This window comes from Pantoea sp. Seng, from assembly GCF_009829935.1.
Lineage (GTDB): Bacteria > Pseudomonadota > Gammaproteobacteria > Enterobacterales > Enterobacteriaceae > Pantoea > Pantoea communis.
Genome location: NZ_SZZV01000004.1, coordinates 205594 through 223249 on the forward strand (window position 1 = coordinate 205594; position 17656 = coordinate 223249).

Here is a 17656-nt window from a genome sequence, read left to right on the forward strand (position 1 = left end):
AACATGAAACCGGCTCCTACTCCCGCTGAACGCGATGACTCTTTAGCCCTGCGTGCCGCCTGGCTGCACTACGTGGGCGGCCTGACCCAGGCTGAAGTCGCCAAACGTCTGGGATTACCGTCTGTCAAAACCCATCGCATGATTGCCAAGATGGTCGCGGAGGGTGCGGTGAAGGTGTCGATTGATGGCGATATCATGGCGTGCGTGGCGCTGGAAGATCAGCTGCGCGAAAAGCACGGACTGCGTTTTTGCCACGTTGCGCCTGACCTTGGTGAAGAGGGATTGCCAGTGCGAACGCTGGGTATGGCGGGCGCGGATTATCTGCGCAATCTCCTCACGTCGCAGCCTGCGATCACCCTGGGGCTGGGGCACGGCCGCACCCTTTCCGCCGCTATTCACCAACTCTCGCGCATTGACGCCCCGCATATGCGATTCGTTTCGCTGCTGGGCTGTCTGACGCGCAACTACGCGCTCAATCCCCACGATGTTATGCATCGCATAGCGGAAAAAACCGGTGCGCAAGCTTACATGATGCCGGTGCCGTTTTTCGCCAACACGCAGGAAGATCGCGACGTGCTGCTTAAGCAGCGCGGCGTCAGCGAAGTGTTTGCCATGGCGGCGCAGAGTGAGGTGAAGCTGGTGGGGATCGGCACCGTGGAACCGGCCGCGCAACTGGTCGAAGCCGGGATGATCGACGAAGACGAGATCAACGATATCTCTGCTTCTGGCGCTGTCGGTGAGCTGCTCGGTCATTTCTTTGACGCCAGCGGGCAGATGATTCACAACAGCCTGACAGCGCGTACGCTCTCGGTGGATTTAGAGCTTGCCCACCGCGCCGAGATTGTGGCGCTGGTGGGGGGATTAAGCAAAGTCGACGCGATCCGCGCGGTATTGGCCAGCGGGTTGGTGACGGGATTAATTACCGATGAATTAACGGCACAGGCGTTAATCGCAGGTTAGAGTGGCCTCCATTCGTCCGCGAATAATCCAAATACCCAATCGTCGCGCCACTCACCCGCGAGATGATAGCTTTTCCGCAAGGTGCCCTCCTGCTGGAATCCCACTTTTAATAGTGTCCTGCGTGAGGCTTCATTTCCTGCGGTCACAGTGGCAATCAGCTTGCGAAAGCCCAGTTCATTCAGCGCATAACGCGCAATATCGTGAAGTGATTCCGTACCAAATCCCTTGCCCTGAGCTTCTGCTGCCAGCAAAAAACCGACTTCCGCTACGCCGTCACCGCGATCGATAAATCCGGTGACGCCTAACGGCGCTGATTGCCCCTGTTCCATCATCACCAGACACAGCCAATGGGTGCTGCCTTTCTGCCAGTGGGGCAATCTTATCTCGAACCTGTCACGTCGAATCTCTTCTTCAGGCTGCGGATCGGCCACATAGCGCATCACACGCTCATCCTGTTGCAGCGAGAGAAAGAATCGCCAGTCATCGGTAACTAACTGGCGATAGTGCAGTCTTTTAGAGGTGATGTTAGGGAACATGTGATCCTTCATTATGACAATGATGATTGTCGACGCTGATGAAAAGTGCCCCTAAATCAGCGTTAACTCCATTGGCTGCTGGCGCAATATTTCCTGATACACCGGCGACAGTTGGCTATCTGTAATCACCTGCTTAAAGGGCACGGTCGGTGCCAGAGCGAAGGGATGTATCTGACCAAACTTTGATGAATCGGTGAGTGCCACAGTGTGCGTCTGCTTTTCCATGATGGCGTTGACCACGTCGCAGCGCAGCATATCACGTCCGGTAAAACCGGTGATGGCATCCCAGCCGTCGATACCGATAAAGGCTTTATGGAAGTTGAGGTGCTGGATGCACAATCGCGTCAGCGGCCCGACTACCGACTCACTGCTCTTCTGGAACAGCCCGCCAAGAATGATCACATCACCGCCCTGTTCCCGCAGCAATCCCGCGATGTAATGGCTGACGGTGATAATCGTGATATCACCGCGTTCGCTCAATTCGCGTGCCAGCAACGCGTTGGTGCTGCCGCCTTCAATAAACACCGTTTCACCCGCGTTAACCAGCGAAGCGGCGTACTCCGCCAGACGTTTTTTGACGGCAAAACGCGTTTGCATGCGTGCGCCGACATCGTCGCTTTCTGGCGCCACGGCTGAACCGTGCACGCGGCGCAGAAAGCCGCCCTTTTCCAAAACATTCAGATCCTGACGCACCGTCACCTCGGAAACGCCGGTGGTTTGCGCCAGTTCACTGACGCTGACGCTGCCGCGTTCGCTGACCAATTGGATAATGTGCTGATGACGTGCGTTCATAGTGCCTGCTTCAATTAAAATTTTATCCAGCTTACCAGAAACTTAACCTAAGCCGAGACTGCGACGACCGTTGCTGTTTAACGCGTCCAAAGTGAATCGATCGCGCCAGCTGGCTTCATAGTCCTCTTTCGGGAAATCACCCGGTGAGGCACCGGTTGCCAGCGCCTCAGCAACCTGAGTGGCGTAAGCGGCATTCTTCTCACACAGGGGTGCAGCCGGAATGTACATCACATTGCCCCAACCTTGCTGATTCTCAACCGGTGCAACCGAATGGATAACATCACAGTGCCACCAGACAGAATCACCCGCTTCCATTGCTGGAATGGAACACAGTCCCTTGATGAGTTCAGGATGCCACTGCTCTGAGATGGGCAATACTTTGCCCGGTGCAACACCGCAGAGTTCATCCTCTGGTACATCTTTCAGCAGCGGACGCAGCAACAGATACGCCATCGCTTCCGGAACCGGCACCACATGCAGCAAGCCCTGACCCAATTGCATGTCTGACAGCGCAGTCCACCCCTGGAAAGTGCGGAAGACTGAACATTTGGTGGTGGTGCCAGCCTGATATTCATTCACTTCTGTGCGATGTGCCGCGTCCCAGGGATCATATTGATCGAATTGATTATTAAAGATTTTGCTAAACACCTGTTGGTAAGCTGGCAGTAACCAGCGTTCCAGCGCCCCGGAATCCGTATGCGCGCCCAGCCCTTTTGATGTGGTGCCCGGTAAACGACGGCGAATACGATCCGGATAGATAATGCTGACATCAGGGTCAAACCAGCGCGTTCCGTTGGATTCGAAGGTCCACAGGCGATTCAGGAAGGATTGGGTTTGTGCCATGGCGTCGCTCTGACGCGCCGACATCTGTGCTTCGCTCCAGTAGATAGGATAGATTTCAGGGCGTGAGGCATCGAGGCTGCCAAAGAAGTTGTCACCCGGCCCTTTATAGACTTCATCGAAATCATTTTTATCAAGGTATTCCAGCATCGACGCATCCCAGCCCAACGCCTGCTCGCGCGTAAAGGTCTGTTTCACCACCACACAGCCGCGACGACGAATGTGATCCTTCACTTCATCGGAAATGCGCCCTGCGGCGATGTCATCCCAACGTATCTGTGGCCATGCCGTGCCGTTTCGCGCTTCTTCCTCGCGTGCTACAGCAATTTCGCTGAGGATTTTACTTCTGACCTGCTCAAACAGGCCCTCAACATCGCCGATTTGCGCTCTGAGCACCTGTTTCATCAAGCGGATATGCTGCTTTGCATCTTCAGGTTGTTGTAAAGAGGTAAAGGATGTATTCATTTTGTCGCTCCGATTGTTTCGAATGAAACCTAAGTTAGCTTCATTCATAACAATCTGTCGGCATTTCACCTAACTGCAGCGCACGATTTTAAGAAACCCATCACAAAAAAATTAAGAACAACGTCCAACCGAAGGTGCACCGGAGTGGCTCTCCGGTGCCGGGAAATGAGGAAAAATGTCGGGAAATCAAGAGGAAAAAGACGGTGGTATGTGGGAAGGAAATGGCCTGGCAGGTACTATTCCAGCCAGGCGTGATACCGCTGATGGAGTTCAGCCAGATTTTTTACATTGAGTTTGCGCATTGCAGACTGTTTTTGGCTGCTAATGGTTTTAATACTTTTGTCTTTGGCAAGAGCAATATCCGTTACGGTACGGCCGCGATAGATGGAGCGGATGATCGTTCTTTCCGTGGTACTGAGTGAAAGCATCGCTTCTTCATACATTCTTGATGAGAATACCTGTCGTAGAGATGAACCCTTTTGCGGTGCAGTGGGTTTGACTTCAAATCCCCAGACTCGATGTTCAAGTACTGCCGTCACCGCATCTTCAACCTCGCGCTGATTGCTTTTCCTGTTTAATATGGCTTGCACACCTGATTTTTTATATTTTTGTAATAGCCTGATATCCGATGCGCGGGTTAAAATTATCACTAATGCTGTGGGCAAGTAAGATTTTATCAGCATAGAAATAACATCTGCATTGCCAACCTCAGTATCGATAATAATCAGATCCAAATCTCTATCAATGATGTTGATCTGTTCATCATGGGTTTGGATGGGATGGTGAGTCACCGTCACAGCATTCAATGTTGTCAACATGGCGCGAATACCATAATAGGTGATCGCGCTGGGTGTCATAATAGCGATATTTTTATTTTTGATTTTGCTTGTCGTTATTTTAATGGCGCTATGCATTGGTGATGTTCCTCAATTGTGATCACGCCAATATGCAATTATTACAGATTCATCTGAACGATATTAGCCGATGCCATGCGATTAATCCGATGCGGATATTATTGGCTAGATTGAAGGCTTTCAACATACTGCCGTAAATGTCACTTAAAAGTCACCAGCATGGAGATAATTCACATATTAATCATATAGATAACCCTGTGACAAAGCTGTTACCTACCTGATTGTCATCATCAGCATGCCCTTTTGTCAGACCGTGTTATAATCAGCCGCATGAAAAGTGTGCGTTGAAGATGCGCCGTGGGGATCAGGCAGAAGTGACCATTATTTTTTTTACCGATACCGGTCTGATCAGGCTGGAAGATAAAGAGATTATTCTTAGCAGGCAAAGTAAAATATGCCTGACGTACCTGTGTGAGCATGAAGGTAATATCGTTTCCAAAGAAGCATTACATGACGCTTGCTGGAGAAACCATGGTGCTGTGGTCTCCGATAATACTGTACGACAAACCCTTTTTCGCATCCGGAAATCACTCGCCTCACTGGAAGTAGAAGGCGAAATTCTTGAAACACTGGGATACATGGGATATCGCTTAAAACCCGGTTGCATCACTCTCGTTTCAGACTCACACAATTATTCGTTACCGGAACGCCAGGATGGTTTGAATCAAAAACAAGAAACATCAGCGATCTCTGTTTCTGATACATCGAAATCAGCGCTTAAGAATAAACCGACAAAGATAAAACTCAGGGTACTTACGCTGCTGCTTTGCTGCCTGTTTTTTATCGTGGGCACTGTGATTCGTGGCCAACAACTTATCCACCCATTGCGGTATGGCGAACCACTTCTGCTTGATGGGCACAGCTTTCTGTTTTCGCAATACGTGGAAAATGACAAACATGACTCGGCAAGACGCGTGAGTTACTGGCTTAACAAAATGCAGGTTTCAATTACGCCGCACAGCAAAATCTACATTAATGCCGATCGTGGCAACGCGATTAATTTCTTTGTGTGCAAAGGCGAAATTGCACTGGCGACAACCTCTTGCCAGACATTTGCGGTTATCGGGAGAAACCATCCATGAGAATGGCTGTTTCCGCGGCATGTTGCCTCTTGGCATTGTTGCTGGGTTGGTTTTCGCTGCCCTATTTTGTACGGCCATTTTCTGGCGATTGCCGGGCCGAGACCTATATCATCTATGACGAACCTGACCGGACCGTAGTCAGTCATGGCTACTGGGATATTTTGAGCGGCAGTCGTGAAGGTCATTTAAATGCTTATCTGGCATTTATGTCGCCGCAGGGGCTTGAAAGCAGGATTAATGTTGATCGCACCGTGAATCTTGATTATGACTACCATCCTGATTCCGTAACGGTTTCCACTCGCAAATCTTTTCGTATTGCGGGTCCTGATACGCAGGATCCCGTTATCGGAAAATATATTGATCCGCTGGCGGACGAGAATTTCACCGCCCGCATCTACCTGTTTAAAGTGGGAAACCAGGTCATTTCAGGATTCCATTATCGGCCGCTTAACCGGTGTATGAAACCTGGATTTTGAAGCGAGTCAGACCGGTCGATCATTTGTTCTGGTAAAGATCCCAACGGTTGCCGTACAAATCCTCGAAAACCACAACCGTGCACACCACGAAATAATTGCTCAGCTTTATCTTCGCAACCCGGTTTTGCCGTTAGCAATGCCACTACAGGAACGGTCATTTTCATCTCCCTTTTAAATACAATAAGCCAAGCCAAACTAACGCAGCTTATTCCTGTTGTCAGTCTGAAAACGTGCGTTGCCTGATATGCCTGGTTCGCGCCATAATCGCGAAAATAACGCAAGGAGTGTTGCATGCCAGAACTGTCGAGTTGGTTAGCCTTTGCATTGGTGGCGTTGGGATTGGTGCTTACGCCCGGCCCCAATATGATCTACCTGGTTTCGCGTTCGCTGTGTCAGGGCAAGCGGGCGGGTTATATTTCCCTCGGCGGCGTGGCGTTAGGTTTTGTGTTTTATATGCTGTGCGCGGCGCTGGGTATCACCGCGTGGTTGCTTGCCGTTCCATGGGCCTATGATGCGCTGCGTTTCAGTGGCGCACTCTATTTGCTGTATCTTGCGTGGCAGGCACTCAAGCCTGGCGGCCGCTCGCCATTTGCCGTGCGCGATCTCCCTGCCGACAACCCGCGTAAATTGTTCACCATGGGTTTCCTCACCAACCTCGCGAACCCAAAAATTGCCATGATGTTTCTGTCGCTATTACCGCAGTTTATTAGCCCGCATCACGGTAGTGTGCTGATGCAGTCGCTGATATTGGGCGTCACCCAAATTGTGATTAGCCTGACGGTCAATGCGATTTTCATTACTACCGCTGGCCAGGTGTCGACATTTTTACTGACGCGCCCCAGCTGGCAGCGTTTGCAGCGCTGGCTGATGGGCACGGTGCTGGCGGGCATGGCCGTCAAACTCGCATTGGATGCACGAAAGTAAGTTGCGATTTAATTGGGCGCGTCGGGGCGCGCCCAACAATCCGTTAGTGAGCCAACATCTGAATGATTTTGTCCGCCGCGATGACGCGATCGTCATTCGGGAACCATTTATTCGCCAGCATAATCACCGCAATCTTCTGTGACGGAATAAACACCGCGTAGGTTGAGAAACCATTGGTCGAACCGGTTTTGTTATACCACGCCTGTTGTGGCGCAGCCTGCGGTGGCGTGATCAACGTGGCCGACATCCCTTTCATGATGCGCTGACCGCTGTTGCCTTCCACCAACTGCTTTGATGAGACAGGCAACGGATAGTATTCCCACATCATCGCCTGCGTAAACGCCTCGGTTTTGAAGTAGCCCTGATGCGTGGTGGCGATCGCCTGCTGCCACTCCGTCGCGACCTTCTGTTCATCAAGTTGAATCGCCAGCCAGCGAATCAGATCAGCGGATGTCGATTTCAACCCATACGATTCAGCATCCAACGGGCCTGGCGTCACACGTACCGGCTTGTCTTGTTTATTGTAACCTTGCGCATATTGGCCCATCTCTGACTGAGGCACCTGAATATAAGTGTGCTTCATGCCCATCGCGGGTAACAGTTGCTGCTCCATCGCGCTGATAAACGGCTGATGCAAGCTTTTGGCGGCAATCATGCCGAGCATACCAATCCCCAGATTGGAGTAGACACGCTGAGTGCCCGGCTGAGCCGGCGGTTGCCAGTTTTTGTACCAGTTCATCAACTGCTGCTGATTGGTGACATCGTCCGGCACAAACAGCGGCGTGCCCGTGGTGTGAGTAGCAAGGTTAAGCAGTGACACCTGATCAAACGCACTGCCCTTTAGGTCGGGCAACCATGTACTGGCTTTGTCACTAAACTGCAGTTTTTTCTGCTGAGCCGCATAGCTCGCTAAGGTAGCGGTAAAGGTTTTGCTGAGTGACCCGATTTCAAACAAGGTCTGCGCGGTAATTGGCTGCTGAGTCTCTTTGGATGCCACACCGTAATTGTAAAACTCGGTTTTGCCATCGTGCAGAATAGCCACCGCCATGCCAGGGATTTGATATTGCTGCATCAACGGTTTGATGATGGCGTCAGGTGAAGGGGTTTGTGCGAGGACGCTGGTGCTTGCCAGCAGCGTTAGCGCAGTAAGAGATAAGCGCATGAAAATTCCTTTTATTTCAGTTAAGCCACAATTTCAGCACGTGATTATAAAATTCCGTCACGGTTTCTCCTAACCAAATATTCTGCTATCTGCGGGAAAGTGAAGGCGATCACAAGCGAGAAACATTTCATTAACCATTAACTGATCTTTTCCCCGCCAGCTTTTATAGCTTATGAAAATTATTTCACGAATCAGAAATAATTTTCAAAACGTACCCCGGCTCGTTTTTCCGCGTTAAGTCGTCACGGCTGAGCCTCTAAATTCAGCGTCTGCTCCGGGGAAAAACATGAAAAAAATCGCCATCCTTCTTTCCAGCCTTGCGTTAGCGGGCACACTCTCCAGCACCGCACGTGCCGCCGATGAATCACCACAGTTCCGTTGCAAACCTGGCGAAACTTACTACATGAACGTCATGGTGACCGGTGTTGAATACTGGTTTCCGGTGTACGAGATGTTTAAACAAGCTGCGCATCAGCTGGGCTGCAAAACCGTTTATGGTGGCACGCCCGCTTATGACGTCAACCAGCAGTTAGCCAGTTTCGAACAGATTCTGGCGCAGAAACCCGCCGGGATTTTCCTCCATCCGATGAATCCCGACCCCTTTATCGAGCCAATTAATCGTGCGGCAGAGATGGGCATTCCGGTGGTAACCTTTGCCGCTGATTCCCCCAACAGCAAGCGTGTCGCTTACATCACCTCAGACAACTTCCGTGAAGGTAAAGCCGCCGCCGATGAACTCGGTAAAGCCATGGGCAAAGGCGCGGAGTATGCGGTGCTGGAAAATCCAGGGCAGGATAATCATGACCGTCGGGTTACGGCTTTTATCAATGAGATGAAAACCGCGTTTCCTGACAGCAAGCTGGTTGCGCGCGCCGCCACTAATCAGGATCCATCAAAAGCCTACAACGCCGTGCTGTCGATGCTACAAGCGAATCCAAACCTGAAAGGCATCTTCATGCCTGAAGCCAGTTCCGCAATCGGTGCCGCACAGGCAGTGGTGGAAAACGGTGGCAAAGTGAAAGTGATGACGGTGGACGTCAACGCCAAAGTACTGGATATGATCAAAAGCGGCGAGGTATTTGGTGCTATCAACCCCAATCAGGGAATACAGGGCTACATGGGCTTTATGACGCTGTTCCTTGCCGCCCACCCAGAATTGATTGACCCCATGAATGATGCCAAACGCAACGGTGTGAATCCCTTCTCGTTCCCAATCCTCGACAATGGTTATGCCGTGGTGACTAAAGAAAATGCCGATGATTTCCGCTGGGACCGTTACCTGAAACGTCGTGGAACCAAAGGCATCAACGAGTAAGGGGAAAGATGATGACGGCACTGCTTGAGTTACGCAGCATCAGCAAACGCTTCGGCGCAGTACAGGCGTTACAGGACGTTGATCTTACGCTAAGGTCCGGTGAAATTCATGCGCTGGCCGGTGAAAACGGCGCGGGTAAGTCTACTCTGATGAATATCATTGATGGCATTCTGCGCCCCGACAGCGGTGAAATAGTGTTGGAGGGGCAATCCGTAACCATACGCTCGCCGCGTGAGGCGCAGCGGTTAGGCATCGGGCTGGTGCATCAGGAGATCGCGTTGTGCCCGGATATTACTATCTATGAAAATATCTGGATGGCGCATCAGCAGCGCGGCTTTCTATTACCGCATAAAACCTTGAGGGAAAAAGCGCAGCAGGTTATGAATCGTCTTGCGCCGATTCCAGTGAGTAAAAAGGTTAGTGAACTGTCGTTGTCACAACAGCAACTCGTAGAGATTGCCAAAGCACTGACGCTGGATTGTCGTTTGCTGATTCTGGATGAGCCCACTGCAGCGCTCACGGAACCAGAAGCGCAGACGCTGTTCACCATCGTGCGTCAACTGCGCGATCAGGGCATCACGGTGGTGTATATCAGTCATCGTATGGCCGAGATTTTTGCGCTTTGTCAGCACATCACCATTCTGCGCGATGGCCGGACGGTGCACAGTGCGCCATTGAACAGCATGACACCGGATGAAGTCATTACGCGCCTTGTCGGTCGCGAATTGTCGCAACTCTATCCCGATAAACGCCCCTCTCATCGTGCCGCACCGCTGCTGGAGGTACGATCTCTTAGCGATAGTCAGCGTTTTTACGATATCAACTTCGAGCTGTATCCCGGCGAAATTCTCGGCATAGGTGGCTTGATGGGCGCCGGCCGTAGCGAAATCGCTCAGGGCGTGTGCGCATTGCAGCCGGTAACTCACGGCACGATACGTATCAAAGGGCAGCCAGCAACACTGAAAAATTACGCCGCCAGTATCCAACATCACTTGGTTTATTTATCCGAAGATCGTAAGGACGCCGGGCTGTTTTTAGCAATGCCAATTGACTGGAACATCTCGGCGCTGGATGTCCGCGCGATTAGCCATCACGGTTTGACGCTAAGCCCAAGCCGCGAGCGTGCGCAAGCGGAAGCGCTGGCGTATCAGGTCAAACTGAAACGCGGCAAATTGAGCGACCCGGTGTCATCGCTTTCTGGCGGCAATCAGCAGAAAGTGGCGCTAGCGCGCGTGCTGTCGGTGCACCCCGAAATCATCTTTCTTGATGAACCGACGCGCGGCGTCGATGTCAGCGCCAAGGCAGAGATCTACCAGATCCTCGCCCAATTAGCACATAACGGTGTCGGACTGGTGGTGATTTCATCAGAGTTACCTGAGCTGATTGGTTTATGTGACCGCATTATCGTGATTCATGAAGGTCACATCACCGGTGAAGTGACCGGCGATGCAATGACCGAGGAGAATCTGATGAGACTGGCTGCTGGCATTCCCCCTGAAGTGGAGGCGCTATGACCATAAATACGACCTTGCCCGGAGCAGGCAAATCCCGGCTGTCATTGTTTGGCGGCCTGCACAAGCAGCGGGAAATCGGCTTGATTGCGATCATCGCGTTAATCTTTATCGTGATGAGTTTTACCTCACCCTACTTCCTGACGTGGGCCAATATGAAAGCGATGCTGTTGTCGTTTTCGATTGAAGGCATTGTGGTGATCGGTATGACGATCTTGTTGATCGTCGGCGGTCTCGATCTCTCGGTCGGCGCGGTGGTGTGCCTTTCTATGGTGGTCGCGGGACAACTGTTTCTCAGTGGGGTGGATCCCTGGCTGGCCAGCCTGGGAGGAATAGCTGCCGCCGCACTGGTAGGCTTGCTGATGGGTTTAACAGTGACCAAAATCGGCCTGAGTCATTTTATTGCCTCGCTGGCAGCGATGGTGATTGTGCGCGGGCTTTGCATGATCATCACGCAGGGCACGCCGCTGTCGCTGTTCACACTTCCCGTCAGTTTCAAATTTATCGGCCAGGGTGCCATGTGGGGCATTCCGTTTGTCATCCTGCTGTTCTTTGTATTGGTCGCTCTGTTCGATTTCCTGCTGCGCAAAGCCACGCTGTTCCGCAAAGTATTTTATACCGGCAGTAATGAGCGTGCAGCGGCCTATTCCGGCATCAACATCAACCGCATAAAACTGTGGGTCACGGTACTCACCTCAACGCTAGCAGGTGTAGCCGGCATTATTTATATGGCGCGGTTAGGCTCAGCTACCCCGACCTTTGGCGTAGGGATGGAACTGAACGTGATAGCGGCGGCGGTGATAGGCGGCGCAAGCCTGAAAGGCGGCACTGGCTCGATTCTGGGCGCGGTTTTAGGTGTCGCACTGCTCTCCATCGTGACCAGCTCACTGATCCTGATTAATGTTTCCGTCTACTGGCAGGACTTGATCAAAGGTTTAATTCTGCTGGCGGCGGTGTCGATTGACCACCTGCTGAACAAATATCGGGCAGCATAAGGACGCATCATCGATGGAATTCGCCAGCGAACATCCAGCATTTCACAGTGCACGCCAGATCTATCAGGTATTGGTGATGTATTACCTCGACGGCAAAAAGCAGTCGGAGATTGCGGTGGAAACCGGGTTGTCGGTCGCCAGCGTGAATCGCCTGATTCGTCAGGGCAAAGAGAGCGGCATGGTAGAAATCACTATCAAATCGCCCTGGCTGTCGGCCCACCAACTCGAAAGTGATCTGCAGCAATGGGGTCAACTGCAACAGGTGGTGGTGGCACCCAATGTCGCGCGCAGTGATGAGCAGAATTTACAGATGGTGGGCGCGGCGGCGGCGGATTATTTGCTATCACGTCTGAAAGATGGCGACGTTATTGCGATCACCGGTGGCAAAGGCGTGAGCGCTCTGGTGGAGGCACTGCGTCCTTCGCGCAAATACGATGTTCAGGTCGTGCCTGCATTGGGTTGCGTGCAAGGAAAGCACTATACCGACGTGAATCATGTTGCCTCTGAAATGGCGGCTCGGCTTGGCGGCCATGCCTGGCAGATTCATGCCCCGCTCTTCACTGACTCTGCTGCTGAACGTGACATGTTGATGAGAATCAGTGCCGTAGACCGGGTGCTGGATAAAGCGCGTAACGCTACGCTGGCAGTGGTCGGTCTTGGTTCTATTCACAGCGACAGTTCCAGCTACTACGATTTGAATCTGGCAGCTCGTCATGCATCCGCCAGCATCGAAACCAGTGGCGCACGCAGCGAACTGCTAGCCTGGTTACTCGATGCACAAGGCCAGCCCGCGCCGTTTGACGCCAATCAGCGGCTGGTTGGGCTGACCTTATCGGAGCTACAACGTATTCCCTTTTCTATGGCGGTGGTGGCCGGACGCGACAAAGTGGATCCCATCCACTGTGCGCTGCAAGGCCAGTGGCTAAAAGGCATGGTCACCGACGAATCCACTGCAGCAGGCGTACTCGAAATGGCCAAGAGCCGGGGAGCAATCCATGGAGAATAATGCAACACGCGAGCAGCGACTCAGCGCTTTATGACAGCGCACGTCCACACCAGTGCTGATTGTCGGTGGCGGCATCAACGGCATCAGCACCTTTCGCGAACTGGCATTGCAGGGTATTCCGGCGGTTCTGGTGGAAAAAGGTGACTGGTGCCAGGCGGCCAGCGGTGCGCTTTCTCGTATGATCCACGGCGGACTGCGCTATCTGGAAACCGGCGAGTTTACGCTGGTCAAAGAGTCGGTGATGGAGCGTGACCGGCTACTGAAAAACGCGGCGCACTATGTTTTTCCGCTGCGTACCACTGTCCCGATCGACAACCTCGGCGGCGGACTGCTCAATGCCACGCGGCGTTTTTTGCGTCTGAGCGACAAACCCACTCGCCGCGGCGCTCTGCTGATCAAAACTGGCCTCAGTCTCTACGATGTCTACACCAGGCAGTACGGATCGATGCCCAAACATCAGGTGCGCGGTGAGGCAGCCACGCGCGACCGCTGGCCAGGATTTGCCCCCTGGGTGAAATACAGCGCCAGCTACTACGATGCCTGGATCAGTGCACCGGAACGACTGGGTTATGAATTGATTGAAGATGCCGAGCGTGCTTGTCCGGAGGCACTGGCGCTGAATTATTTGCAACTGGTGAGCGCCGATGGCGAATCCGTTACGTTACAGGATGCACTCAGCGGTGAGCACTTTACTCTGCAGCCGCATGTATTGGTGAATGCCGGCGGCGCGTGGATAGATCAGCTCAATCAGCATCTGGCGCCCACGGAACATTTCACCAAACTGATTGGCGGGACCAAGGGTTCGCATTTGATCATTGATCACCCCAAACTGTTACAGATGCTCGATGGGGAAATGGTCTATTTCGAAAACCAGGAAGGCCGCGTCTGCATTATGTTTCCGTGGTTTGGCAAAGTGCTGCTCGGTTCCACGGATATCCGCGTGGACGATCCCGATAGCGTGGTGTGTGAAGAGGAGGAAAAAGCCTACATTCTTGAGTCGCTGCGCTTTGTTTTTCCTGACGTCGTGGTGCCGGAATCGTCGATTCTCTATACCTTTTGCGGTGTGCGTCCGCTTCCGGCCAGCAACGCCAAAGTTAACGGGCAAATCTCGCGCAATCACTCGCTGGTGCTGCTGCCGCCTGATGCCGCACATGCTTACAGCTTGCTATGCCTGGTCGGCGGCAAATGGACCACCTTTCGTCAGTTTGGTGAAGAGGCCGCGGATCGGGTATTGCGTCTGATCGGAGAAAAGCGCCGTGTGTCGAGCGGCGATCTGCCCATCGGCGGTGGACGCGACTTCCCTGCACCTTCCGGGCAAACCGCGTGGCTTGCCCAACTCGCGCATCTGCATTCACTGCCCTTGTCCCGCGTATCGCAGTTAGTCCGCCGTTATGGCAGCCGCGCCCTGCCAATCCTGCAATTGATCCAGCAACAGGGGGAGCAGCCGCTACAGCATCATGCGGGGTATAGCGCGCTGGAACTTCGTTACCTTATTGAGCATGAGCAGGTTCAACAACTTGAAGACCTGCTGGTGCGCCGCACGTCGCTGGCGATTTGCGGCGAATTGACGCCCTCACTGGTGGCAGAAATTGCTCAACTGATGGCGGATCTGCGCGGCTGGAATGTCACTCAACTGCAAAACCATCTGCAAAACACTTGCGCCAGTCTGGCGCGACAGCACGGCCTGACCGATCTCAACCCCACTCTTTTCCAGGAGGAAACACGCCATGTTAGTCAGCAATAAAGTCCGCATGAATCGTCTGTTTCAACACGGTAAGTGCCTTGATGTGGCTATCGACCACGGTATTGCGAATGAGCCCGACTTTCTGATTGGGTTAGAGAACATCGAAGGTGTGATGGAGAACCTGATCGCCGCGCAACCGGATGCCATTCAGGTGAATTACGGCCAGGCCGATCTGTTGCAACAGGTCGCGGGACGGAAACCGGCGCTGGTGATGCGCACGGATGTCGGCAACGCCTATAACGCGGCGCGCCATCGCGAAATGTGGGCGGTGTTGCACAACCCGGATGAGCCAATCCTCGCCGCGTTGCAGATGGATGCGGCTGCGGTGGTAGTGAATCTCTATCTGATCCCCGATGAACCCGGCATTTTCCGTATGTGCGTGGAGAACATCGGCCGTCTGCGTCAGGCTTGCGATCGTTATGCGATGCCGCTGATGATCGAACCTCTGGTAATGGCGCCGGCAGGACAAGGCGCGGCTTACGGTTCGATCGGTGATGTAGAGAAAATCGTGCCACTGGTGCGTCTGGCGCGTGAACTTGGCGCCGACATTATCAAAGCCGACCCCACGGAGAAGGTGGAAGATTTTCACCGCGTGGTGGAAGCGGCGCGCTGTCCAACGCTGGTGCGCGGTGGCGGCAAAGGCGAACTGGCACCGGTGCTGGCCAAAAGCGCCGCATTGATGGCGCAAGGCGCCAGCGGCATGGTTTATGGCCGTAACGTGTACCAACACGATAACCCATCACGCGTGGTGAATGCGCTGATGGCAATCATCCATCAGGGCGCTAGCGGCCCGGACGCATTAGACATTTACCAGCAGGGTTGAGTTTTACCTGCACCGGCGCTTAAGCGGTGCGCCGTCTTCGTCTGTGAATCGGAGTCGGATATGAGTCAACTTCTCGGCATAGATGCCGGAAACACCATGATCAAAGCGGTACTGTTCGATCTCAGTGGCCGCGTACTGTCGGTTGCCGAATGTGCGGGAGAAACTCTCCAGCCGCAAGAAGGTTATGCGGAGCGTCCGGTAGAAGATATCTGGCACGGAGTCAGCGTGGCCGTCACGCGCTGCTTGCAACAGGCGGGCAGCACGGCGAATGAGGTTATTGCCGTGGGCGCGGCGGGTCACGGTAACGGTCTGTATGCACTTGATAAGCAGCAGCAGCCGTTGTTCGGCATTCAATCCATTGACCATCGTGCCATCGAAACCGTGCAGGGCCTGGAAGCCAGCGGTAACGATAAAGCCATCTATCAACTTTCGCTGCAGAAGCCCTGGCCCGCCGCCACGCCCGTGCTGATCAGCTGGATTAAACAGCATCAGCCCGATCGCTGGGCGCAGATCGGCCATTTGTTGTGTGCTAAAGATGTCATCGCCCATTTCCTCTGCGGGGCTATCAGCGCTGAGGTTTCCGATGCCGCCGGAGCCGGATTAATCGATTATCAACAGCGCAATTACAGCCACGAGTTGATGGCGCTGTATGGCATTGAAGAGGCGCTTAATCTGCTGCCGCCTCTGCGCGAGTCTTGTGCGGTGGTCGGACACGTGACCGCGCGCGCCGCGCAACTCACCGGATTACCGTCAGGTATTCCGGTGGTGGCCGGCATTTTTGATGTGGTGGCCAGCGCCATTGGTTCTGGCGTGGTGAAAACCGGAGAGGCTTCCATCGTCGCAGGAACCTGGAGCATCAATCAGGTGGTGGTCGATAAACCGGATTATCAGCGGCCCGTGTTTATGAATTCAATTATTGAAAATGATCGCTTTATGGCGATTGAAGCCAGCGCCACCTCAGCCGCCAATCTCGACTGGTTCCTGCGTGAGTTCGATGATGGACGCGCTGGCAACGGCGCGGCGCACAGCAGTGATACCGTGGCCCATGTTGAACCCAACCCGCAGTTGCCGCTCTATCATCCTTACCTCTATTCCGGTCGTAAATCTGAACCCGCAAAAGCGGGGTTTTATGGCTTGAGCGGCTGGCATACGCGCGCAGATATGCTGTTTGCGCTGTTTGAAGGCGTGACATTTGCCCATCGCGCACACATTGATCGCTTGCGCGCAGCAGGGATTTCGTTTACCCACGCGACCCTTTCTGGTGGCGCGGCGCGCAGCTGCATCTGGCCGCAAATGTTTGCTGATGTGTTGGGCGTTCCGATTCGCGTGGCTGAGTGCAAAGAGACTGGCGCGCTGGGTGCTGCGCTTTGTGCGGGCGTCGGCGTAGGTGTCTGGCCCGATCTGGCCATGGCGGCACAGCAAGCAGTACGCCTTAATCCCGGCGAGTTACAGCCACGCCCGGAACGCTTTGCGTTTCATGATGCACGTTATCGGGTGTTCAAAAGGCTGGAGCTGGCGATGAGCGAAATGTGGCATGAAGTTGGTTGAATTCACTGGTTATTTTTTTGCCAGGCGGTAATGTTGTGTTCTCGTCGAATTCAATAAGGATAGCGTCGTGCAGATCAATCAACTACCGTTTGGCATTACCGACTGGAGCACCCTCGAGACCGAAAAACATCCGGGCGACAGCGGGTTTGCGCTGTGGCGCACTCAGTGTTTTGGCGATATTCGTGTGCGCATGGTGGAGTATTCGCCGGGTTATCTCGCCGATCACTGGTGCAGCAAAGGTCATATATTGCTGTGTCTGGAAGGCGAAATGATCACCGAACTGGAAGATGGCCGCACTTTTACCCTGACCCCGGGCGTGAGCTATCAGGTTGCCGATAATGCCGAAGCACATCGTTCCTCCACGACGTACGGTGCGAAGCTATTCATCGTCGATTAGCTCTCGGGCCGTGGCTATACACTGCGAATCATCATGCTGAATACGGTAGTCTGAAAAGATAATGTGCGGTTTGTCCTGACTATCCCGCTGTTGCCGCAGTCAGCGTTAATCCTTTCTACGCTCTTTGCGTTTGATCACCATAACAAGAACGCAAATCCGTGAGTTG

Annotated in this window: 17 protein-coding genes; 12 read left to right on the top strand and 5 right to left on the bottom strand. The window is 53.3% G+C overall.

Translation table 11 applies throughout. The features are described 5' to 3' along the window. Positions 1–3 precede the first annotated feature (3 nt). The gene (locus FD737_RS05630; protein WP_160832935.1) at positions 4–960 is read left to right on the top strand and encodes a sugar-binding transcriptional regulator; all 957 of its coding nucleotides are present in this window, start codon (positions 4–6) and stop codon (positions 958–960) included. On the opposite strand, the gene FD737_RS05635 is transcribed toward FD737_RS05630, so the two are convergent. The 4 genes from FD737_RS05635 to FD737_RS05650 all read right to left on the bottom strand — a co-directional run bounded on the left by FD737_RS05635 (position 957) and on the right by FD737_RS05650 (position 4507). Then, complete coding sequence (locus FD737_RS05635) at positions 957–1496, bottom strand: GNAT family N-acetyltransferase (protein WP_160832936.1); 540 nt, start codon at positions 1494–1496, stop codon at positions 957–959. The genes FD737_RS05630 and FD737_RS05635 overlap by 4 nt on opposite strands. 51 nt (positions 1497–1547) lie before the next feature. Beyond that, a complete protein-coding gene (locus tag FD737_RS05640) occupies positions 1548–2288 on the bottom strand; it encodes a DNA-binding transcriptional regulator YciT (RefSeq protein WP_034823463.1) in 741 nt (246 codons plus the stop codon). Positions 2289–2330: 42 nt separating this feature from the next. Further along, positions 2331–3593 carry a DUF1479 domain-containing protein gene (locus FD737_RS05645; RefSeq protein WP_160832937.1) on the bottom strand — a complete coding sequence of 421 codons (1263 nt, stop codon included), beginning with the start codon at positions 3591–3593 and terminating at the stop codon, positions 2331–2333. Between the two features lie 236 nt (positions 3594–3829). Continuing rightward, positions 3830–4507 (bottom strand): LuxR C-terminal-related transcriptional regulator, encoded by a 678-nt coding sequence (locus tag FD737_RS05650; RefSeq protein WP_160832938.1) that lies wholly within the window; start codon positions 4505–4507, stop codon positions 3830–3832. Positions 4508–4797: 290 nt separating this feature from the next. On the opposite strand from FD737_RS05650, the gene FD737_RS05655 reads away from it, so the two are divergent. The 3 genes from FD737_RS05655 to FD737_RS05665 all read left to right on the top strand — a co-directional run bounded on the left by FD737_RS05655 (position 4798) and on the right by FD737_RS05665 (position 6989). Further along, entirely contained in the window at positions 4798–5589 is a 792-nt protein-coding gene (locus FD737_RS05655; protein ID WP_097117117.1) for a helix-turn-helix domain-containing protein, read from the top strand. After that, a complete protein-coding gene (locus tag FD737_RS05660; protein ID WP_141399001.1) occupies positions 5586–6065 on the top strand; it encodes a hypothetical protein in 480 nt (159 codons plus the stop codon). Before FD737_RS05655 ends, FD737_RS05660 begins: the two co-directional genes overlap by 4 nt. A 291-nt stretch (positions 6066–6356) precedes the next feature. Beyond that, the gene (locus tag FD737_RS05665) at positions 6357–6989 is read left to right on the top strand and encodes a LysE family translocator (RefSeq protein WP_097117115.1); all 633 of its coding nucleotides are present in this window, start codon (positions 6357–6359) and stop codon (positions 6987–6989) included. 43 nt (positions 6990–7032) lie between these two features. On the opposite strand, the gene ampC is transcribed toward FD737_RS05665, so the two are convergent. Further along, positions 7033–8151, bottom strand: a complete 1119-nt coding sequence (gene ampC / locus FD737_RS05670; RefSeq protein WP_097117114.1) for a class C beta-lactamase — start codon at positions 8149–8151, stop codon at positions 7033–7035. A 286-nt stretch (positions 8152–8437) separates the two neighbouring features. Between ampC and FD737_RS05675 the strand changes: the two genes are divergently transcribed. From FD737_RS05675 to FD737_RS05710, 8 genes are all read left to right on the top strand, one after another. After that, a complete protein-coding gene (locus FD737_RS05675) occupies positions 8438–9466 on the top strand; it encodes a substrate-binding domain-containing protein (protein ID WP_034823457.1) in 1029 nt (342 codons plus the stop codon). Positions 9467–9477: 11 nt separating this feature from the next. After that, entirely contained in the window at positions 9478–10980 is a 1503-nt protein-coding gene (locus FD737_RS05680) for a sugar ABC transporter ATP-binding protein (protein WP_160832939.1), read from the top strand. Continuing rightward, positions 10977–11972, top strand: a complete 996-nt coding sequence (locus FD737_RS05685; protein WP_160832940.1) for an ABC transporter permease — start codon at positions 10977–10979, stop codon at positions 11970–11972. Before FD737_RS05680 ends, FD737_RS05685 begins: the two co-directional genes overlap by 4 nt. 13 nt (positions 11973–11985) lie before the next feature. Then, entirely contained in the window at positions 11986–12978 is a 993-nt protein-coding gene (locus FD737_RS05690) for a sugar-binding transcriptional regulator (protein WP_160832941.1), read from the top strand. Between the two features lie 52 nt (positions 12979–13030). Beyond that, positions 13031–14722 carry a glycerol-3-phosphate dehydrogenase/oxidase gene (locus tag FD737_RS05695; RefSeq protein WP_370523008.1) on the top strand — a complete coding sequence of 564 codons (1692 nt, stop codon included), beginning with the start codon at positions 13031–13033 and terminating at the stop codon, positions 14720–14722. Beyond that, entirely contained in the window at positions 14706–15545 is an 840-nt protein-coding gene (locus tag FD737_RS05700; protein WP_160832942.1) for a class I fructose-bisphosphate aldolase, read from the top strand. Before FD737_RS05695 ends, FD737_RS05700 begins: the two co-directional genes overlap by 17 nt. 60 nt (positions 15546–15605) lie before the next feature. After that, on the top strand, positions 15606–17093 hold the full coding sequence (locus FD737_RS05705) for an FGGY-family carbohydrate kinase (RefSeq protein WP_160832943.1): 1488 nt from the start codon (positions 15606–15608) through the stop codon (positions 17091–17093). A gap of 67 nt (positions 17094–17160) precedes the next feature. After that, positions 17161–17490: a DHCW motif cupin fold protein gene (locus tag FD737_RS05710; protein ID WP_160832944.1), complete on the top strand. Its 330-nt coding sequence runs from the start codon at positions 17161–17163 to the stop codon at positions 17488–17490. Positions 17491–17656: the final 166 nt, after the last annotated feature.